The sequence below is a fragment of the Methylobacter tundripaludum genome, from assembly GCF_002934365.1.
Lineage (GTDB): Bacteria > Pseudomonadota > Gammaproteobacteria > Methylococcales > Methylomonadaceae > Methylobacter_A > Methylobacter_A tundripaludum_A.
Window position 1 is genome coordinate 1 of sequence record NZ_PTIY01000028.1, and the last position, 20,919, is coordinate 20,919.

19 protein-coding genes are annotated in these 20,919 nt (G+C 46.8%); 7 read left to right on the forward strand and 12 right to left on the reverse strand.

Annotation, left to right across the window (positions count from 1 at the left end):
- Positions 1–227 precede the first annotated feature (227 nt).
- From amoB to amoC, 3 genes are all read right to left on the reverse strand, one after another.
- Positions 228–1,472 (reverse strand): bacterial ammonia monooxygenase, subunit AmoB, encoded by a 1,245-nt coding sequence (gene amoB / locus B0F88_RS18430; RefSeq protein ID WP_104425412.1) that lies wholly within the window; start codon positions 1,470–1,472, stop codon positions 228–230.
- A 111-nt stretch (positions 1,473–1,583) separates the two neighbouring features.
- Complete coding sequence (amoA, locus tag B0F88_RS18435) at positions 1,584–2,327, reverse strand: bacterial ammonia monooxygenase, subunit AmoA (protein ID WP_104425413.1); 744 nt, start codon at positions 2,325–2,327, stop codon at positions 1,584–1,586.
- A gap of 121 nt (positions 2,328–2,448) precedes the next feature.
- Positions 2,449–3,201: a bacterial ammonia monooxygenase, subunit AmoC gene (gene amoC / locus B0F88_RS18440; RefSeq protein WP_104425414.1), complete on the reverse strand. Its 753-nt coding sequence runs from the start codon at positions 3,199–3,201 to the stop codon at positions 2,449–2,451.
- A gap of 281 nt (positions 3,202–3,482) precedes the next feature.
- Here amoC and B0F88_RS18445 point away from each other — a divergent pair, with 281 nt between their 5' ends.
- Complete coding sequence (locus tag B0F88_RS18445; RefSeq protein ID WP_104425415.1) at positions 3,483–3,917, forward strand: hypothetical protein; 435 nt, start codon at positions 3,483–3,485, stop codon at positions 3,915–3,917.
- Positions 3,918–4,247: 330 nt separating this feature from the next.
- Here B0F88_RS18445 and rpmE read toward each other — a convergent pair whose 3' ends face one another.
- From rpmE to nhaD, 3 genes are all read right to left on the reverse strand, one after another.
- A complete protein-coding gene (gene rpmE, locus B0F88_RS18450) occupies positions 4,248–4,448 on the reverse strand; it encodes a 50S ribosomal protein L31 (protein ID WP_006891794.1) in 201 nt (66 codons plus the stop codon).
- A gap of 491 nt (positions 4,449–4,939) precedes the next feature.
- A complete protein-coding gene (locus tag B0F88_RS18455) occupies positions 4,940–6,193 on the reverse strand; it encodes an AmpG family muropeptide MFS transporter (RefSeq protein WP_219820923.1) in 1,254 nt (417 codons plus the stop codon).
- A 273-nt stretch (positions 6,194–6,466) separates the two neighbouring features.
- Complete coding sequence (gene nhaD, locus B0F88_RS18460) at positions 6,467–7,774, reverse strand: sodium:proton antiporter NhaD (protein WP_181049957.1); 1,308 nt, start codon at positions 7,772–7,774, stop codon at positions 6,467–6,469.
- A gap of 213 nt (positions 7,775–7,987) precedes the next feature.
- Between nhaD and B0F88_RS18465 the strand changes: the two genes are divergently transcribed.
- Together B0F88_RS18465 and B0F88_RS18470 are read left to right on the forward strand one after the other, a co-directional pair.
- Positions 7,988–9,640, forward strand: coding sequence for a nitrite/sulfite reductase (locus B0F88_RS18465; protein ID WP_104425418.1), 1,653 nt, complete (start codon positions 7,988–7,990; stop codon positions 9,638–9,640).
- Positions 9,627–10,079, forward strand: coding sequence for a DUF934 domain-containing protein (locus tag B0F88_RS18470; protein WP_104425435.1), 453 nt, complete (start codon positions 9,627–9,629; stop codon positions 10,077–10,079). The genes B0F88_RS18465 and B0F88_RS18470 overlap by 14 nt, the downstream gene beginning before the upstream one ends.
- Before the next feature lie 49 nt (positions 10,080–10,128).
- Here the strand turns inward: B0F88_RS18470 and B0F88_RS18475 are convergent, their stop codons facing one another.
- The 3 genes from B0F88_RS18475 to B0F88_RS18485 all read right to left on the reverse strand — a co-directional run bounded on the left by B0F88_RS18475 (position 10,129) and on the right by B0F88_RS18485 (position 13,540).
- The gene (locus B0F88_RS18475) at positions 10,129–10,674 is read right to left on the reverse strand and encodes a hypothetical protein (RefSeq protein WP_104425419.1); all 546 of its coding nucleotides are present in this window, start codon (positions 10,672–10,674) and stop codon (positions 10,129–10,131) included.
- Positions 10,675–10,846: 172 nt separating this feature from the next.
- Complete coding sequence (locus B0F88_RS18480; protein ID WP_104425420.1) at positions 10,847–12,163, reverse strand: S41 family peptidase; 1,317 nt, start codon at positions 12,161–12,163, stop codon at positions 10,847–10,849.
- Positions 12,164–12,232: 69 nt separating this feature from the next.
- Positions 12,233–13,540 (reverse strand): murein hydrolase activator EnvC family protein, encoded by a 1,308-nt coding sequence (locus B0F88_RS18485; RefSeq protein WP_258076734.1) that lies wholly within the window; start codon positions 13,538–13,540, stop codon positions 12,233–12,235.
- 311 nt (positions 13,541–13,851) lie between these two features.
- Between B0F88_RS18485 and B0F88_RS18490 the strand changes: the two genes are divergently transcribed.
- Genes B0F88_RS18490 through B0F88_RS18505 form a run of 4 tightly spaced genes read left to right on the forward strand, consistent with a single transcriptional unit; the run spans position 13,852 to position 16,184 of the window.
- Positions 13,852–14,166 carry an ArsR/SmtB family transcription factor gene (locus tag B0F88_RS18490; RefSeq protein WP_104425422.1) on the forward strand — a complete coding sequence of 105 codons (315 nt, stop codon included), beginning with the start codon at positions 13,852–13,854 and terminating at the stop codon, positions 14,164–14,166.
- A 33-nt stretch (positions 14,167–14,199) separates the two neighbouring features.
- Positions 14,200–14,643 (forward strand): rhodanese-like domain-containing protein, encoded by a 444-nt coding sequence (locus B0F88_RS18495; protein WP_104425423.1) that lies wholly within the window; start codon positions 14,200–14,202, stop codon positions 14,641–14,643.
- Between the two features lie 42 nt (positions 14,644–14,685).
- Complete coding sequence (gene secB / locus B0F88_RS18500; RefSeq protein WP_104425424.1) at positions 14,686–15,153, forward strand: protein-export chaperone SecB; 468 nt, start codon at positions 14,686–14,688, stop codon at positions 15,151–15,153.
- 32 nt (positions 15,154–15,185) lie between these two features.
- Positions 15,186–16,184: an NAD(P)H-dependent glycerol-3-phosphate dehydrogenase gene (locus B0F88_RS18505; RefSeq protein WP_104425425.1), complete on the forward strand. Its 999-nt coding sequence runs from the start codon at positions 15,186–15,188 to the stop codon at positions 16,182–16,184.
- Between the two features lie 259 nt (positions 16,185–16,443).
- Here the strand turns inward: B0F88_RS18505 and trmL are convergent, their stop codons facing one another.
- From trmL to B0F88_RS18520, 3 genes are all read right to left on the reverse strand, one after another.
- Complete coding sequence (gene trmL / locus B0F88_RS18510) at positions 16,444–16,914, reverse strand: tRNA (uridine(34)/cytosine(34)/5-carboxymethylaminomethyluridine(34)-2'-O)-methyltransferase TrmL (RefSeq protein WP_104425426.1); 471 nt, start codon at positions 16,912–16,914, stop codon at positions 16,444–16,446.
- Positions 16,915–16,916: 2 nt separating this feature from the next.
- On the reverse strand, positions 16,917–19,424 hold the full coding sequence (locus tag B0F88_RS18515) for a glycogen/starch/alpha-glucan phosphorylase (protein WP_104425427.1): 2,508 nt from the start codon (positions 19,422–19,424) through the stop codon (positions 16,917–16,919).
- Between the two features lie 129 nt (positions 19,425–19,553).
- Positions 19,554–20,795, reverse strand: coding sequence for a dicarboxylate/amino acid:cation symporter (locus B0F88_RS18520; RefSeq protein WP_104425428.1), 1,242 nt, complete (start codon positions 20,793–20,795; stop codon positions 19,554–19,556).
- Positions 20,796–20,919 lie beyond the last annotated feature (124 nt).

Genomic DNA, 20,919 nt, shown 5'->3' on the forward strand with positions numbered 1-20,919 from the left:
ATAAGCTCAACCATCGCCCTCGAAAAACACTCAATTTTAAAACACCTCATGAGGTCTTTTTTCCTGAACAAGAGAGGGATGCCGCATGATTACTAGGATTGCACTTCGGAGTTGAATCCGCCCATGATTAATTAAACCCTTACCTCAAAAAAAAACCCTCGTTACCTATTGGTAACGAGGGTTTCAATTCCTTAGCCGACAACCAAGGCTGCCGGCTAATTATTTCATTAAATGAAAGATGGAATTAATGGAGCATCTACCATGATCATTTGACGGTTGCCAGCTTCATCAAAGAAGAACAACAAACCAGCAAAACGGCTGTCTGGATCATAGATCAAGTCAGCTAAACGGTAAACTTCCCAAGCAGCGTCAGAAGCAGTAACTTGCACAGTTCTTGATGTACCTGGAGCAATTGGGCTGTTATCGCTAACAGTCAAACCTTCTTCAGCCAACAAGTCATCTGGATAGCCAGTTTCATCAACATGAACTTTAGGATCTAAGAATCGAACACCAGCAGTGTTAAACTCACCTAAACGCACTGCAGAATCACCATTGTTAGTGATAGTCAGTGTCATTTGCATAGCACGGCCTGGTACACGATAAGTTGCATCTTCAACTTTAACGTTAACAGTTTTTGCAGGCATTTCAATTGGTTTCATGCCACGCAACAAACCAGCTTGCAATGGAGTTGTTACAGGATACGCTGCGTTTGTGCTGCTCATACCGAAAGCAACAATCGCAATTGTACCTATTGCAAAACCCATAGCAACTTTTCTGTCGCCAGCAGTAATCAAAGAGTCTGCTTTACCTGCTTCAACAGCAATATGACGTGGAACAAATACAGGCTTACGAATCCAATAAGCTACCCAAGCCAAACCTAAGGCATACCAGAAAGCGTGCCAGAAGTAAGTGTTGCTCAGATTGTATGTTTCTAAGTCGATAGTATCGCCTAACAACGTAGTAACTGGATTAACAAATGATCCCATAGTACCAGTAACAGTTACCCATTTACCTGGACCGATGATTGGACCACCGCCTTTAACGTTCATCATAGTGTGTACGTGCCAGTCACCTGGACGACGCGCTTTTAACAAAACTTTAAACTCATAGGTATCACCCAGTTCCAGAGTAACTGAACGAGGAACTAATTGACCACCGATCCAAGAACCTTGACGAATAAATACAGGACCTGGAATACCGATGTTCAAGAAAGATATTTCTGGTTTATCAACAGTTTCAGGCCATCCAGCGAAAACGTGGAATTTACCAGAAATTGTCATAGTGTCGTTAACAGCCACAGTATCTTTTGACCAGTTCAGGTCAAACCAGTGAATTGTACGCATACGCATGAAAGCGGCTTGCGACTTTTCACCATGAGCAGATGCAGTTGGTGCGTAAAACATCGCTGCTGTAACAGTTATCAGCAGTGCGACAAAGGATAATTTAGCAACCTTGTCTTTTATTAATTTCATATATCCTCCTCTATAATAGAGAATCTATAGTTTTCAGAGTATCTAGTGCCAACAGTCGATTTTCTCTTGCTAACACCAGTCTTTTTGTGTGAATTTCTACAAACAAGGTTCTTAAGAACTTTGAGTGAAGCTAGTGCCACCGAACCATTTACCGAAGAAATGCCACAAGAAGTAAATCAAGATACTCACGAAAGCAGAGAAGAACGCTGATACTGGAGCAACGTCTTTACCAAAAGTTCTTAATGTACCTTTTTCAACCATTCTGATGTACTCAGGTGTACCAGTTCTTACATAGTGGTAACCTTGTAAGTCAGCCAGTGTCATCATCATGCCATTGTATTCAACAGGAACATGTAATGGAGCAATAACTGGCCAGTTGCCTGGATAGAACAACAGACCCCACGCCATGCCACCAAGTACTGCTGTAACTGTCATGCTGTTTGTCAGCATTAAGATAACGTCAATAACGATAGCGCCTGGCATCAGGTTTGATGGGAAGCAGAAGTTTACAGGGAAATAAGTCCAACCCCAGAAGTTCATGTATCTGTTGACCCATTCACCCAACAGCAGACCTAAAATGCAAAGCACTGCGCCAAAAGGCAAACGGTAACGCCACCATAATACAGCTTGAACAGCTGCTGGAAAAGTGATTGAAACGATCGGAGCCACGGTTACCCATAAGCGTCTATCTTTCCAGTCAGTCCAGAAATCCCAGTCACCACCAGTTAACATGTAGTGAATGTGATAACCACCAAGTACTACGAAGAACAATGTAAAGCAAATTAGCCAATCGAACGTGCGTGAAACTTTAACTGCTTCAGCGCGTGAACGTACAGCTGATTGAGATGCGCTCATTAGCTTACCTCCTAAAGGATTTAAATTATTTTTATTAATAACTATCTAACTTTAGCTGTTTCACCCTGAAAAAAAGCGAAACAGCCGAGGAGATAGTAATTACAACCAAAGACTTATATTATTAAGCTAAGTCTTTTTTCAAAAGTTTAGCAATAGCTGCAACTTCTGTGTTCACAACACCCATTACGCCTAAAGCCGCCCATCCGAAGAATACGAAACCATAGTGCAAAGGAGCAACGAACAATTCTTCCATAAACCAGAAAGTGTGACCCCATTCGTTCAAGCCAACATTTGGCAGAATCATGAAAGGACCAACAACTGCCACCATATATTGAAGGTGCAGACCTTGCTGATAAGTAGGAAGTCTTGTTTTTGCATACAAGAAAGCAGCGCCACCAGTGATGATGTAGATAGGATAGCTCAAATAGAATTCGATGATGTGACTTGGTGTGAAGTCAGTATCACGAACGATAGTTTGATGCCATGTACCATCTTGCTCTGTAAAGTAGCTAGCGCCGTAGTAAATAGCGAAAGCGTACATTACCAACCAAGTCCAATGAGTAAAGTGTCTTCTCAACTCTTCTCTTGGTGTTATTGACATCACTTTACGATCACGAGTTTTCCAGATATAACCCCACAGGATACCTGCAGTAGCCACTTCAAGAACGAACTCAATATAAAGAAAGTTCATCCAATATGTTTCGAATTCAGGTGCGAATGAATCCAGACCAGCTGACCAGCCATAAATACCTTCATACCAACGAACCCAAGCATAGAACACTACATATACTAGTGATCCCAGGATCAAATTTTTCTTATTTAACAGCGGTGCTTCCGCAGCATCAGCTCTCACTGATTCAGTTGTAGCTGCCATTTCTACCTCCAAAAATTATAAAATCCCTGACTTGTTATGGACAGGGGCTATAGTTACAACTCCATTTTCCCACTTGGCCTTAGATATACCAAGAACCAAGCACCACCAAGTCAATTTAGTGAGCCGTCAGTCTACCAGTTCGATTAGCCTTGTCAAGTCAAAAACAAACGCCTAATTCATTTCCTTGAACCCAATCCTTAGCCAATAAATTCCTCTACACTTAAAACATTGATTCCTGTTAAAATTAATTTTATTTATTTTCAACCCAATCATCCTAAATCATGAAAAAATACTCCATCTTAATCTTTATTGTCGGCCTAACAGCGCTCCTTTTGATTCAAAAAGAGATCGCCATGCCTCTCGTTTACAAAGTAATCCAGTCAGATTTATTTCTTGTTGACAGCAAAGACCAAGGAAGCCAGTCCCCTATTTCAACACCACTAACCGGACTCGCTTTCGCCCATTGCAATACCTACATCAAATCAAAACTTGGATCCGATACATCCGTTAACTTCGCCGAAAAACCTATCAATGCCTGGAGCCTCGGCAATTACCAATACGTCATTAACGGCGAAATCGACATCACCAGCACGAATACAAACCCTGTCAGTAAAAAATATGCCTGCCGTATTACCTATAAAAACGGCGACGACACAGAAGGCAGCAATGATTTTGCCAACTGGTCCATTGAAGGACTGTCCGGTCTGGATTTATAGAACTGACTCGTAATCGATGACTTAAACCCTCCAAATCGCGAACCATTCTCACATCCAGTGCAGGACCCACAAAAAATTCCGAAGCCCGAACAAAACTCTTACCCAACTTGAACAATATGAACCTTTAAAAAACCAAGTCCCAGAAAATAAAAAAGCCAGTACAACAAGCTGTACTGGCTTTTTTATTTTCTGACTGCCATGCAAAACTAGATAGGATTAATACATTACGACATCAATCAAAACCAATTTTCTTATTGCATCTTCATCATAACCAATGGCTTTTGTGCTCACGCTCAAAATTAGCCATCCAAGCAAAAATCCGCAAAGGATTTATTTGCCATATTTTTTACGGAACTTATCGACGCGACCCGCGGTATCAACTACGCGTTGTTTCCCTGTATAAAAAGGATGACATGAAGAACAAACCTCAACTTGCAAATCCTTACCCAATACAGAACCGGTCTCAAATTTATTACCGCAACCGCAGGTCACAGTAATTTGCTTATATTCTGGATGAATTTCTGGTTTCATATTACTTTCACATACCCTTAAATGGGCCACATACTTTATTGAAGAACCTCGTATAATACGTTTTTCATTAGAAATTCGCAACTCAATTTATACGCCTACGCATTATCACCTTAAATGCAAACGGCGTCCGCTCCGCGGAACGTAAAAAGTTCTTCACGCGAATGCGCCAACAAACCGCTGACATTATTTGCATTTAGGAAACAAAAGCCCAACTACATCGACTTAATCCCCCCCTTTTTGCCCCACTACTTCTATCATGATGCATGAGAAAAAAGGTTATAGTGGGCTGGCTTTATACTGCAAAAATCAGCCCGACAAAATCATTAACGGTATCGGCTGACGGGAAGTCGACGTAGAAAGTTGTTTTAGCGAAGCTCAATTTGGAAATTTAAGCGTCATTTCGCTTTGCTTACCTTCCGACTCATCTAGCAAAGACAACAAGTTTTCAAGCTTCACCTTATGAAGACGTCGCCTCTATTTACCAAATCCGGCTATTGCGCATTTTCGAGCTCCTGCCGCCCATTCCACGGCGCAACTTTAAATAGAAGCAACATCCCAGGGATCGCAATGACGAAACAAAACAGGAAAAAAGCCACCCACCCGAACCACTCAACCAAATAACCCGTTGCGGCATTAGCAAAAGTGCGCGGCACGGCGGCCAGACTTGTGAACAACGCAAATTGCGTTGCAGTGTAAAGCGGGTGCGTGGCATGAGCAATAAAAGCAACAAAGGCCGCCGTCCCCAACCCTACCCCTAACGCCTCAATCCCAATAACCACACCCAGCCACAACAAACTGTGCCCCACCAATGCCAGCCAAGCAAAGCCTAAAATAGCAATCATCTGCACTAAGCCGAAAATCCACAAAGCGCGGTTAATTCCAAGCTTAACCATCCAAATGCCGCCGAGCAACCCACCCACGACACTTGGCCACAACCCGGCATTCTTAGCGATAAGCCCAATCTCTGTTTTGCTAAAGCCCATATCCAGATAAAACGGCGTAGCCAGCGCAGTGGCCATACTATCGCCTAACTTGTAGAAAAAGATAAAGCAAAGTATCAACGCCGCTGACTTCAAACCATTACGACCGATAAACTCTTGAAATGGCTCAACAACAGCCGTCCTGAGCGTCTTCGGAGCCCCATTCTTAAGCTCCGGTTCACTGACAAAAAGAGTCATAGCGACACCCAACAACATGAACAATGCAGTGATAAAAAACACACCACTCCATGGCAAATGATCGGCCAGAATGAGCGATAAAGACCCCGGTATCAAACCCGCAATTTTGTATGCATTGACATGCACTGCATTACCCAGTCCGAGCTCGGCATCCAACAATAATTCACGTCGATAGGCGTCCAATACAATATCTTGCGATGCACTGAAAAATGCGACTACAACTGCAAGATAGGCAATTGCCCATAAATCCAGATCAGGATGTAGCATTCCAAATGCAGGAATGGATAACAATAATGCCATTTGCGTAATTAAGAGCCAGCCTCGCCGCCGCCCTAGCGGCGGGACGAAGCGATCAAACAGCGGCGCCCAAAAAAACTTCCAGGTATACGGCAATTGAATTAAAGCAAACAAGCCTATCGCTTTTAAATCGACGCCTTCAGACCGCAACCATGCCGGCAGCAACCCGATTAGAATATACAGAGGCAAACCAGAGCTAAATCCAGTGAAAACGCAAATGAGCATTCGCCTATTAAAGAACGCCTGCTTGACGCTTGAATTATTTGCCACAGAACACCTCTAAAAGCGACATGTCGCAACGATGCGACTAAATTTATACTGGTTTAAATTTTGAGAGTTTGACAGACAAATAATTCAGCCATAAACAGCCCCATGCCATTTTTACTGAATAGAGCCAAAATCAAAAGACTAGCTAAGAGGAATCAGAATACTTCATGCCCAGCTATTAACTAAACACAAATGAGAAAAGCCGAACATCAATTCGTAATATCCGGCCTTACAAAACAACAGCACCGCACTGAAAGTGCGGCGCCTTAGCAAAAACTAACCGTTAATCAGATAATGAACAACAATACTCGCCACGTAACCACCGGCAATTGCAGGCGTCCATTTCAAGTGACTGAAAAAGGTATACTTATGATCGGACTGCCCCATTAAGGCGACCCCGGCAGCAGAACCCACCGATAACAGCGAACCACCAACACCGGCAGTTAAAGTCACCAATAACCACTGATACAGATCCATATCCAGATTCATATTCAGCACCGCAAACATAACAGGAATGTTATCAACAATCGCCGAAATCACGCCCACTAAAATATTTGCAGTTGTAGCGCCTAGACCATCGTACATAGCGCTGGACAATAGCTCAAGATAACCGATATAGCCTAAACCGCCGACAGCGAATACCACACCGAAGAAAAACAACAAGGTATCCCATTCCGCATGACGCACTTTATCGAAAATATCAAACGCATCATCACCTTCAACGCGATAGACAGTTTTTAAACGATACCCGTAAAGCATTAACACGGAAAGACCGACCATCATGCCCATAAACGGTGGCAAATGCAGCGCCTGCTTAAAGCTTACCGCCGTAACGATAGTCAACAAGAACATTACACAAACCACTATCGCACCCGGTTTTAATTGCACCGCCGCCTCATCGGAAACCTTCGGTTGCTCATCAGGTACAGCAAAATACATTACTGCCGCCGGCACCCCGTAATTCACCGCAGATGGAATAAACAATTTGAAAAAATCAAAAAACTCCGCGTACTCAGCCTGCCAAACCATCAAGGTAGTAATATCGCCAAAAGGACAGAACGCACCGCCCGCATTAGCCGCAACCACCAAATTAACAAAACCGATGCTGACAAATTTCGGATTATCCGCACCTACCGCCATAACCACCGCGCCGACCAATAAAGCCGCCGTCAAGTTATCAGCTACCGAGGACAAGAAGAACGTAATAACGCCGGTAATCAAAAACAGCTTGCGATAGCCGAACTGCCTTCTTACCAGCCAGGAACGCAAAGCCTCAAACACGTTACGCTCGGCCATTGAGTTGATATAAGTCATGGCAACCAGCAGGAATAACATTAACTCTGCATATTCTTTCAAATTGTATTCGAAAGCTTCGTGCATGTCCTCAGCAGAAACACCCGCTTGAGCAGCTAAAACGGCCGCATTCGCCCAAATAATGCCGGCGGCCAGAATAACCGGCTTGGACTTGCTTAGATGAGTAAACTCTTCCGCCATAACAAAGCCATAGGCAATGATAAAGATCAAAACAGTATAAACACCCCGTTCCGTCCCCGTCAGCCCGAGACTTTCAAAACCACCCGCCATCGCCATTCCAGGCAACAGCAATAGAGACAACAAGACAACCAATGACCGCACCAAAATAACCCCCTAATTTTTATTTCAAAATAAATTAACCAAAAACACCCAAAATTTAGCGGACAATATTAGCACCATACAATAACCTTTGTCATTTTATGACCCGCAGTATATGATAATTGGTTGTAATTACTCGCCTGGACAGGCACTAAGCGCTTATTTATGTATCAGTATAACGACACCGACCAAACACTCATCGAACAACGGGTAGCTCAATTTAGAAGGCAGACGGAAAGCTTTTTAAAAGGCGAAATTTCTGACGATCAATTTCGCGCATTGCGCTTAATGAATGGCCTCTACATTCAAACTCACGCCCCGATGCTGCGGATAGCCGGCCCCTACGGCCTGCTTAACGCCAAACAAATTCGAAAATTAGCGCACATTGCCCGTACCTACGACAAAAATTACTGTCATTTTACGACCCGGCAAAACATCCAGTTCAACTGGCCCCAACTGGAAAGAGTCCCCGATATTCTTGAAGAATTGGCCGAAGTCCAAATGCACGCCATCCAAACCAGCGGCAACTGCCTGAGAAACACCTCAACCGATCACTTGGCCGGTGTCTGTATCGACGAGATTGAAGATCCCCGCCCTTATTGCGAGATTATCCGACAATGGACCACCCTGCATCCAGAATTCGCCTACCTGCCGCGAAAATTCAAGATTGCGGTAAGCGGTGCAAAGCATGATAGAGCAGCCACCCAATTCCATGACATTGGCTTGCACTTGGTTAAAAACGACGCAGGAGAAACCGGCTTTAGAGTGCTTGTCGGCGGAGGCCTGGGACGCACGCCGATCATAGGCCAAGTCATCAAACCCTATTTAGAAAAGAAACACCTATTGTCTTATCTGGAAGCCATACTGCGGATATACAACCTGTTCGGCCGCCGGGACAACAAATACAAAGCGCGTATTAAAATCCTGGTCAAAGAATCGGGCATGGAGAAATTCTCCGAATTGGTCGAAAAAGAATGGCTGCTAATCCGCGACGACCTGGAACTGGCGCCTGATCGCATAGAAGCCATCAAAGCCCAGTTTGCGCCGCCTGCTTACGAGACAGATGCCGCGCAAGACACCAGCTTTGCGCAGCAACAACTCGAAAACAAGGCATTTGCCACCTGGGTTAAACACAACACTGCCGATCACAAAGTGCCCGGATACCGCGCCGCATTCATCTCGCTAAAAGCACCGGACTCGCCTCCGGGTGACATGACCGATACGCAGCTTGACGCGGTTGCCGACTTGGCCGATCAATACAGCTTTGGTGAACTCAGAAGCACGCACCGGCAAAACCTGATTCTTGCCGACGTCAAACAAGCCGACCTGTTCGCGCTGTGGCAACAACTCGACGCACTGAAACTGGCCACACCCAATATCGGCACCGCGACCGATATGATTTGCTGCCCCGGTCTCGACTTTTGCTCGCTCGCCAACGCCGGCTCTATCGGTATCGCCAAAGAAATCAACGAAGCGCTTGATGACATGGACTACCTGCATGATATTGGCGATGTAAAAATCAACATGTCCGGCTGCATGAACGGCTGTGCGCACCAAAGCGTCGGCCATATCGGCATACTGGGCGTCGACAAAAAAGGCGTTGAATGGTATCAACTGACCTTGGGCGGTTCCTCCGAAAACGAGGCGGCTATCGGCGAAAGACTGGGACCAGCCGTTGCCAAAGACCAAGTCACCCAAGCCATCACCACCATACTGGACGTTTATATCAAGCAACGCCTGGAAGACGAGTCCTTTCTGGACATGGTAAAGCGCGTTGGCATCAACCCATTCAAAGAGCAAGTCTATGCAGATAATTAAAGACAAACAGATTGTTGACGACAGCTGGAGCTATATTGCCGATGACGCCGAACTGAAAGATGGCGACATCAGCGTTTCACTAGCCCGCTGGAAAAAAGACAAGCAACAATTGCTTAAATCTAACGGCAAGATAGGCGTCAGGATCGGACCCGCCGATTCGCTTGAAGACATCGCCGCCGATTTAAAGGACATCCAGTTAATCGAACTCGATTTCCCCGCCTTTGCCGATGGCCGCATGTTTTCCCATGCCTGGCTGCTCAGAGGCCGCTACAACTATCAAGGCGAGATCCGGGCGACCGGTCACTTCGTGCGCGACCAAGTATTTTATTTGTCTCGTGTCGGCGTTAATGCATTCAGTCTTGAAAAAACCGAAGACCTACCTGTGGCGCTGTCTAACTTGAATGACTTTAGCGTCAATTACCAAAAGTCGATTCGTTAATCCGCGTTAGTTCACCACGAAGGCACGAAGTGATGTAGGGTGGGTTTCGCTACGCTCTACCCATCCTACCGCGCTCGATTATGGCGTTAGGCTCCCAGTCCTCAACCAGAACATGCGTAGCATGACCAACTGAATCAAGGAGCGACTTGAAACTCATAACGTGATTTGGGCCGCACACGAAAAGAGTAGGCCAGACATTTTGGTTTTGCAGCTCCTTAAGCCAGTATTGTTCACGCCTAATTTCCTCAGCTGCTAGCCGATTAATTTTCTCATCTTCACTAAGGCTGTTCTGTTTTACCTCAAGTTCGATTTCTCCTGGCCCGATGATTCCAACACGAACCCTCTCAGAGTTCGTTGGATCACAATAACGATGAGAAAGCTCAAGCTCAGTGGCAACCCGAGATGGCACGGACTGGATGCTCTGGTAATAAACAAGCCCATCACTACTCATCTCCTCGGCAATTCCACTCAAGCTCCATTCACGACAAGCATTCAAAAGGAAATTACGAAGTAGTTCTGCATTCTCATTCGCGCAGTTCTTTCCTCCCGCTTGGTAAGTGTGACGCGTTCCAACGATTACTACGGATGGCTGCATAAAAGGTACTCACTCAATAATTATAAAGTTCCGGCGTCCTTAGCGTAATTTAAGGACTTCACAACAAAACAGTAATTTTGCCCACAAATTTAAGACATAAAAAACCCGAATCCCAGCAAACATCCCTGCCTGCCAAAATCCGGGTTTTTCGATTACCGCTACAAGCTAATGCTTATTTATGCATAATACTCATGCCTTTTAACAAGGTCAGCGCCTCATATAAAGGATAATCCTTCGTTTCCAGAGCTTCCTTGTTTTCGCCTTGCTCGCCTTCACCGTCGGTGCTTTTTCCTTTGCCATTTTGCAAATGACGCGACAAATCAGCCTCTTTGACTGGCTTGAATTCCGTTTTTTCCAACGACTCCAGCTTGACGCGGGCTAAGGTAATGTCCGGCTCAATACCCTCGGCCTGGATGGAGCGGCCTGAAGGCGTGTAGTACCTGGCTGTCGTCAGCTTAACTGCCGAACCGTTACTGGTTGGCAATATAGTCTGCACCGAACCTTTACCGAACGATTTCTCACCCATAATTACAGCGCGCTTTTGATCCTGCAAAGCTCCGGCGACAATCTCCGAGGCTGAGGCGGAACCGGCGTTGATCAACACGACCATCGCCGCGCCGTCAATAAGGTCATCGGGAGAGGCATTAAAGCGCATTTCCGAGTTTTCAATACGGCCTTCGGTGTAGACGATCAGGCCGCTCTTGATGAACGCGTCACTGACTTCAACTGCTGCATTCAGCACGCCACCGGGATTGTTTCTTAAATCCAGCACCAAGCCTTTAAGACTGCCCCCATTCTCTTTTTTCAATGCAGCGAGAGCTTCTTTAAGGCTTTCCCCGGTTCCTGATTGAAAGCTGCTGATCCGCACATAGCCGTAACCTTTTTCCAGCATCCGGTTTTTTACGCTTTTAACTTTTATAATATCGCGGGTTATGTTGATTTTTAAAGGCGCTTCCATCCCTTCGCGAACAACCGTCAACAAAATCTTGCTGCCGGGCTCGCCGCGCATAAGCTTGACCGCATCCGCCAAGGTCATGCCTTTTACCGGCTGATCATCAAGTCTGACAATCAGGTCTCCGGTTTTAATGCCGGCTCTTTGGGCCGGAGTGTCATCTATAGGGGAAACCACTTTAACAAAGCCGTTTTCCATCGTAACTTCGATGCCCAGGCCGCCGAATTGCCCGGTTGTACCCTCTTTTAATTCCTGGTATTCCTCGGCAACCAAATAAGCGGAATGAGGATCAAGCCCGCTCAACATGCCGCGGATGGCATCTTCCAATAATTTTTTGTCGGAAACGGGCTCTACATAGTCCCTTTTGATTCGTCCGAAAATTTCCGTGAATGCGCGCAAGTCTTCATAAGGCAGGGTTTCTGTTTCAGCCACAGGCTCTGCCTTACCCCGCTCGGCAAAGACGCTGCCGCAGATGCCCATAAAAACACCCAACATAATCCCTAAGGACAAAATGAAAATATTTTTCTTTTTTAACATGTACCTTACAACTCCAAACACTGGATTTCCTAAAACATGACCATACACAGTTAACTAACTTGATCCCGATTACTTTCGGCACCACTCAAGCGGATCAACCGGCTTACCTTTGTTGCGTATTCCAAAATATAACCCGGAATGACTGCGCCCACCGCTTTGCCCAACGGAAGCAATGACTTCACCGACATCCACCCACTCACCAACCTGCCGATATAAACTCTGATTAAACGCATAAAGGGTCATATAGCCCTTGCCGTGATCAATAATAATCAACAAGCCAAAACCGCGCAGCCAATCAGAAAATACCACTTTCCCGCTGGTAATCGCACGTATCTCCGTTCCCTCACTGGCGTCAATTAACACGCCATCCCAAATGCTCTCCGTGCTCTCCGCCCGCACACTGCCGAACTTATTGGTTAACCGCCCCTTGACAGGCCAAGGCAGTTGTCCTTTAAGTGACGAAAAGTCGCCCTTAAGCTTGGGAAAATCATCCTTGGAATCCGGCAAGTCTTTGGCCGGCTCGGCCGGAGCCTCAACAGCCTCATGCAATTTTTTGGATTGCTCAACCTCAAAAGAAAGATCATTGGTCGATCTTTGCAATGACGATACCAGATTTTTCAGCTTGTTTTCACTTTCTTTCAAGTGAATTATTTGCTGTTCATTTGAAGAAAAATCGCTTTTTAATTGCGTCAGCAGTTCAGATCTTCGTTTTCTTACGCCGTCTGCGACTATCTGCTCTGATTTCTTTTGCTCAAGACTTTTCTCTAAAAGCTCGGTTTCCTGCTGTTGCTGCTCATCCAATTGATCCAAATGCCGCACAGACTCAGAAATACTGGCCAGTTTTGTCAAGCGCGCCTTATTAAGATAATCATAATAAACCAGCATCCGACTGGATAATGTAGGATCTTGCTGATTGAGAAGAAGCTTCAACTGTTCCTTTTGCCCCATTGCATAGGCGGCTTTTATTTGACCTGCTAATTCTTTGTTTTCCTTAGCGACTTCATTTTGAAGACGCTGCTTTTCCTGGCGAATCCTGGTCAAATTCTGGCGTTTTTGTTCAACTTGGGTCTGCAATGTTCTTAATAAAGCGGCCGTCTTCCCGTAGAGTTTTTCAACCTCACCCAACTGCGTGTTTAGCGTATTTCGCTGCTGTTGAATCCGCTCCCTATTTTGTCCGGCCTCTGCTATGCCCGACTGAACTTCATTTAGCTCTTCGCTTTTTTCCGAGATTTCCGCATTACTTTCATGAACAAACGCACTCAGCAAAAGGCAAAAAACCAGCTTCTTTATCATCCACAGATTAAACAGACTTGAAAGGTGCATCAGCCATTGCAATGGCATTGTTTTCTTTGTCCAACGTGTAACCGAATCCGTCAAGGATCAGCAATACCAGAGGCTTTGGCCGATTCAACATCTTTATCTTTATCTCCCGATACTAAAAAAAATCCACATTACTATTATCTCTACAAAACAAACTGCTTTGCGCCCCATTTTATTCTTCATTACCAAAAATGGTTGTAGTGATGTATTATTTTGCCAGATTTACTGGTTTTTTATCTTTTGGCTGGTGCCAATTGTGCAATCAAGTAGTCATTATATTAATACACGTTGACAACAGTTGTGTATAAATAATTCTTCACGGGTTCTTTTTTAATCAAATTCAATAAACTAGAAGCGTTAACCCACCTATGAAAATTAAAGACCAGCACACAGACACAACCGATGCCGATATAGCCAGGGCGGCTTACTGCTTAAAGGCAATGTCGCATCCATTGCGTTTGAAAATATTGTGTGTTCTGGGCAATGATTCAATCTGCGTACAAGACATCGTCGATCAGGTCGGCACCAGCCAAAGCAATATTTCCCAGCATTTGGCTATTCTCAAGGAGAAAAATATTCTCGGCTCCAAAAAACAGGCTAACCGCGTTTATTACTATATTGACGATGCCCGTATGCTGTTACTCATTAAAATGATGCAGGAAGTCTTCTGCCCCAATCGTTAATTCATCTTTTCACTTAACTTTTACAACAAATCCATGGAACGTTACCTAGAATTCATTTTAAATCACTACATCTTATCTCTCGCTCTGGCAGTCGTTACTTACTTATTAATCCAGGAATTATTCGATGCCGCATTCAAGAAATTCGGCGCGATTTCTCCTTTACTGGCTGTCGCTAAAATGAATGATAGCGATACAGTCGTCATTGATGTCCGCGAGCCGGAGGAATTCCTTGCCGGCCATATTGAAAACGCGATCAACACCCCGTTGGGCAACCTGCCTGCTCACCTGTCAAAACTGGAAGCTGACAAAAACAAACCTGTCCTTATTGCCTGCCAAAGCGGAACCCGCTCCGCATCCGCAGGAAAAATATTAACTAAAGCAGGATTCGAACAGGTTTTCGTTATCACCGGCGGCATGCAGGCCTGGGAAAACGACTACAAATTGCCTATCAAAGCAGCCGGCAAACACAAAAACTAAATCGACACTCCCATTCATTAGCCCTAATCTTAAAAATTCATCATGACCGAAGAAAGCAACGCAGTAGAAAAACAATTTTCCATCCAGAAAATTTATACCAAAGACCTATCTTTTGAGACCCCCAACTCGCCCAAGGTATTCACCGAAAAATGGGAGCCCGCTGTCGACTTTAATCTGGGCACCCATGTTTTGCCTTTAGATAACTCAATGTACGAAGTAGCCCTTGCGGTAACCATCACCGTAAAAAACGGCGACGCAACAGCCTATCTTGTTGAAGTCAATCAAGCAGGAATTTTTGCTTTAGCCGGTTTTAATGATGCCGAAATGGGCCCCATGCTTGGCAGTTTTTGCCCCAATATCCTTTTTCCTTACGCAAGAGAGGCTATTTCCGATCTCGTCACTAGAGGCGGCTTTCCGCAGATGGTTTTAGCCCCGGTAAATTTCGACGCGTTATACTCGCAGCATTTACAACAAGCACAGCAAGCGCCAGGCTCCGACGCCATCAACTAACCTCCGTCCTGAGCTTGTCGAAGGATCGCTCGATGAATAAAAAAATAGCCGTCCTGGGTGCTGGCTCATGGGGAACGACTTTGGCGATTCTGGCAGCCAGAAATGGTTGCCGGACGCTTTTATGGGGTCATAACCGGGAACACATGGCATCGCTGGCACAAGATCGGGAAAACAAACGCTATTTACCCGGCCCGGTTTTCCCTGAAAACCTCAGCGTGACTTCCGATTTGGCTGAAGTGGCGGGTTTTTGCAACCTGATACTGGTTTCCGTTCCCAGTCATGCATTTAAAGACACCCTGCTTAAACTCAAAGCGTATTTGCCCGATGGCATACAAATAGCGTGGGCAACCAAAGGCTTTAATTCCGATAACGGCTCCTTGCTGCACAAAGTCGTAGCCGATATTTTTTCCGAGCAAACTCCGGCGGCCTTGCTTTCGGGCCCCAGTTTTGCTGCGGAAGTCGCGGCCGACCTGCCGACAGCCATCACGATCGCTTCGCCCCAGCCGGATTTTGCAGCGCTTCTGGCCGACATCCTGCATAGCGAGCGTTTCCGAACTTACACCAACTCGGATCTGATCGGCGTAGAAGTCGGCGGCGCCGTCAAAAACGTCATGGCGATAGCAGCGGGCATTGCCGACGGCCTCGGCTTAGGCGCCAACACGCGGGCGGCACTGATCACCCGTGGGCTAAACGAAATTATCCGGCTCGGGGTCAAACTTGGCGGCAAACAGGAAACCTTTATGGGCTTGGCGGGCCTTGGCGACCTTATCTTGACCTGCACCGACAACCAATCCAGAAACCGGCGCTTCGGTTTAGCCTTGGGACAGGGCAAAGACCGGGCAGAGGCTATACAGGAAATCGGCCAGGAAATTGAGGGCATTTCAGCGGCAAAAGAAACCTTTTTGCTGGCTAAAAAACATGGCGTGGACATGCCTATCACCGAACAAACCTACAAGGTTTTATATGAAGGTCTGGCCCCGCTGGAGGCCGTACAGAACCTGTTGGCCCGCGAACAAAAAGCCGAGTCGTAATTTACAACAGAACACGGATGACACGGATTTGACTGATAAACACAGATAAAAATTTTATACGGAAAAACTATTTATAGAAAATCAAATCCGTTTAAACCCGTCTCATCAGTGTCATCCGTGTTCCATTTCTCTAGCTATTAAGGAATGTGCCTGAATAACTTGAGCACGTTTTATTTTTAAACCATGAAGAACATGAAAGGCATGAAGGATTGATGTCTTCATGGTCATTGCGTAAATTAATTGATGTCTGTTCCTAAGCCTATTTTATCGCCGCTCCGGCAAAACCCAGCTGCCGCCAAGCCTCATACAAGACAATAGCGACGGTATTGGACAAATTCAGACTGCGGCTTTCCGCCTGCATCGGCAAATACAAGCATCGCTCGACACCTAAGTCCGCCAATACAGTTGCAGGCAAGCCGCGCGTCTCAGGCCCGAACAAAAAAGCATCCTGCGGCTGAAAACTCACTTCACTGTAACAAGCGTTCCCTTTGGTCGTCAGCGCAAACATCCGCCCCGGCTTAATGCTGTCGACAAAATCAGCCAATGAGTCGTGCTCTTTAACCGCCACCCACTCATGGTAATCCAGCCCGGCCCTGCGCAGTTTTTTGTCATCCAATTCAAAACCCAGCGGCTTGATCAAATGCAACTGCATGCCGGCGTTGGCGCATAGCCGGATAATATTCCCGGTGTTGGCGGGAATTTCCGGCTCAAACAAAACGATATGAAACATGCTCAGAACTTGTTATCGATATTGACCGGCTTCAGTTTCCATATCTCGGTGTTGTAATCGGTGATGGTTCTGTCAGTGGAAAACTTGCCGCTGGCGGCGCAGTTTAAGATACTCATTTTGGTCCAGTGATCCTGATCCTTGTAAGCCGCTTCCACGCGTTTTTGTGCATCGATAAAACTGCGAAAATCGGCTGCCGTCATCCAGGGATCGTGAGGACTTTTTATTGAGGCCAGAATATCATCGAAAATACCCGGCTCGAATTGATTAAAATGCCCGCACTCGAGCAGCTTAATGACCCTCAGCAAATCCTCATCCTGATTGATGATCGCATTAGGGTCATAGTGACGGCTCATTTCTTCAACCTGCTCTTCGGTCAAACCGAACAGGAAGAAATTCTCATCCCCGACTTCTTCGCGAATCTCAATATTGGCGCCGTCCAATGTGCCGATAGTCAACGCGCCGTTCATCATAAACTTCATATTGCCGGTACCCGAAGCTTCTTTACCGGCCGTTGAAATTTGCTCGGAAAGGTCGGCGCCCGGACAGATTTTCTCCATCGCGGAAACCCGGTAATTGGGCAAGAAAACCAGCTTTAATTTTCTGCCCACGTCGGGATCGGAATTAATCACGTTTGAGACATTGTTGATCAGCTTGATGATTTTTTTCGCCATGTAATAGCCCGGCGCAGCTTTCCCGCCGATCAATACGCAACGATCCGTCCAGTTCGCCGTGTCGCCGCGCTTAATCCGGTCGTACAGATGAATCACATGCAGCACATTCAACAGTTGGCGTTTGTATTCATGAACGCGCTTAACCTGCACGTCAAAAATGGCGTCGACATTAAAATCGACGTCATGTTCATGCTTCTTGTAATCGATCAGTTTTTGCTTTGCACCTTGCTTGATTTCATGCCAGCGCTTGCGGAACTTCTTATCTTCGGCAAAAGGCTCGAGCTTCTTCAACTGCGACAAATCCGTCAGCCAGCCGTTGCCTATCGTAGCGGTAATCAGTTCGGCCAACTCGGGATTACATGCCGCCAGCCAGCGACGCGGGGTAACGCCATTGGTTTTATTGTTGAATTTGTCCGGCCAGAACTCGTAAAAATCACGGAACAAACCTTGCTGCAATAATTTCGAATGCAACGCAGCAACGCCGTTGACCGAATAGCTGCCGACGATAGCCAGATAGGCCATCCTGACATGTTGCTCGTCACCTTCTTCAATAATAGACATGCGTCTTAACCGGTCGGTATCACCCGGCCAATGCGCGGAGACTTCGGCCATAAAATGGGCGTTAATATCGAAGATGATCTCCATCAGCCTTGGCAACAGCTGCTTGAACAGGCTCACCGACCACCGTTCCAGGGCCTCCGGCAACAAGGTGTGATTGGTATAGGCCATCGTTTTGCGGGTAATCGCCCATGCATCGTCCCAAACCAAACCGTGAACATCCAACAGTAAGCGCATGAGTTCCGCAACCGCTATGCTCGGATGCGTATCGTTTAACTGAAAGGTATTCTTCGCCGCAAACTCGGAAAAATTATTGCCGTGACGGCCAACCCAGGAACCGATCACATCCTGCAAACTGGCGGAAGCAAGCAGGTACTGCTGACGCAGGCGCAAGGCCTTGCCGTTTTCATTGGCGTCATTCGGATACAACACCATCGTAATATTTTCAGCGGTATTTTTTGCCGCGACCGATTCGGCATAATCGCCGGCATTAAACTCCTGCAAATTAAATTCTTCAGTCGCCGTGGCTTTCCATAAGCGCAACGTGTTTACGGTGCCGTTCCTGTATCCCGGAATCGGCGTATCGTAAGGCACCGCGAGTATATCCTGCGTGTCCATCCAGCTGGTCCTCTTGTTGCCGAACTCATCGATATGCGACTCTGTGCGCCCGCCGAATTTAATCCTGTGCGTGTACTCGGGACGTTCAATTTCCCAGACATTGCCGTTACGCAGCCAATGGTCCGGTTTTTCGACCTGCTCGCCATTGATAATATCCTGAGAAAACATCCCGTATTCATAACGCAAACCGTAACCGGTCACCGGCAGCCGCAAGGTTGCACAACTATCGATAAAACAAGCCGCCAAACGGCCCAGGCCGCCATTGCCCAAACCGGCATCCGGCTCGCTTTCAACCAGCTCTTCCATCTCAAGGCCCAAATCGTACATGGCCTGTTCAACCGCCTCGGTAATGCCCAGATTCAGCATCGCATTACTTAAGGTCCGTCCCATTAAAAACTCCATCGACAGATAGTAGGCCCGTTTGCAATCCGTCTCTTTATAAGTATTGTAAGTTTTTTTCCAGCGCTCTATGAGCCGGTCGCTGATAGCCATCGACAGCGCCTCATAAGCATAGTGCGGCGACGTGCAGTTTTCATCCCTACCCAAACGGTGGCTGTAATAACGCTTGAAATCGGCAACAAAATCCTGCTCAGCCATGCCCAATTCAGGGAGTATAGTAATTGTGGATTTCGGTTTGCTTGTTTTAAAACTTCTGTGCGGCATATTCTTAAATACTACAAAGTTGATATTAGGTTGATGTTAACGACTTTTTGTTATTTAACCAAAACTATTCGACACCTCGCTGCACCGCACCCGCGCCATGCAGCCGTCTTTTGTCAATAGCTGCCCCCCCTATCGCAGGGCTTTTTCCCAGCGGCTGACGACTGCGGCGGCGATGCTGTTGCCGAATACATTGGTTGCGCTACGCCCCATATCCAGAACCTGATCGACGGCCAATAGCAACAGCAAACCGGCTTCGGGGATATGAAATATAGACAGCGTGGCCGCAATGACGATCAACGAAGCCCTGGGTACGCCGGCCACGCCCTTGCTGGTGAACAGCAGCGTCAACAGCATAATCAGCTGGTCGCCCAGCGCCATATCGATGCCGTAAGCCTGGGCGATAAAAAGCACCGCAAAGGTCATGTACATCATACTGCCGTCGAGGTTGAATGAATAACCCAGCGGCAGCACCAGCCCGCAGACTTTTTCATCGCAGCCGAAGCGTTCCAGTTGCTGCAACAGTTTCGGGTAAGCGCTTTCGCTGCTGGCGGTGCCGAAAGCCAGCAACATCGGTTCGCGGATGTGGCGAATCAGGGACAGGATTTTGCGCCCCAAAATCAGGAAACCGACGCTGCCCAGCACAGCGCACAGCAGCACCAGCCCGAGATAAAACTCGCCGATAAACCGGCCGTAACTGAGCAACACGCCGATGCCGTTTTGCGCGATGACCGAAGCCACCGCCGAAAACACCGCAACCGGCGCGGTGTGCATCACGTAGCCGGTGACTTTCAACATAATGTGCGTCAGCGAATCGAGCAGCTTGACGGTCGGGTGAGCGAGTTCGCCCAGCGAGGCGCAGGCCACGCCGAAGAACATCGAGAACACCACGATCTGCAATATCTCGTTGGCCGCCATCGCTTCGATGATGCTTTTTGGGAACATATGCGAAACAAAATTGCCCAGTGTCGGGGCAGCCTGCGGCAAGCCGGTTTTCGCTCCGACTTCGGGCAGCGCCATGTGCAGCGAACTGCCCGGTTCAAAGCCATTCACCAGCAGCATCCCCAGTAGCAGGCTGAAAATCGACGCCGAAAAAAACCACAACATCGCCTTGAGGCCGACCCGTCCGACGGTTTGGATGTCGCCCATTTTGGCCATGCCCACAACCAGCGTCGAAAAAACCAGCGGCGCGATAATCATCTTGACCAGACGCAGGAAAATATCGGTCAGCGCGGCAAAAATCCCGACGATCTGTTTCATGGTCGCGGTTCCGCCCAGCTTCAGATTGAGTAGTTCGCCAACGATGATGCCGAGTATCAGCGCTATAACGACGTAGAATGTCTGGCGGTTGGGTTGCTGGGTGTGAGTGGTCATAAACTAAAATGCATTGTTAAAAATAAAAAGATTTTCACCACGAAGGACATGAAGATCACGAAGGCTAAGAAGTGTGTTTCTTCGTGCTCTTCATGCCCTTCATGGTAAATAAAAGCCTATATCC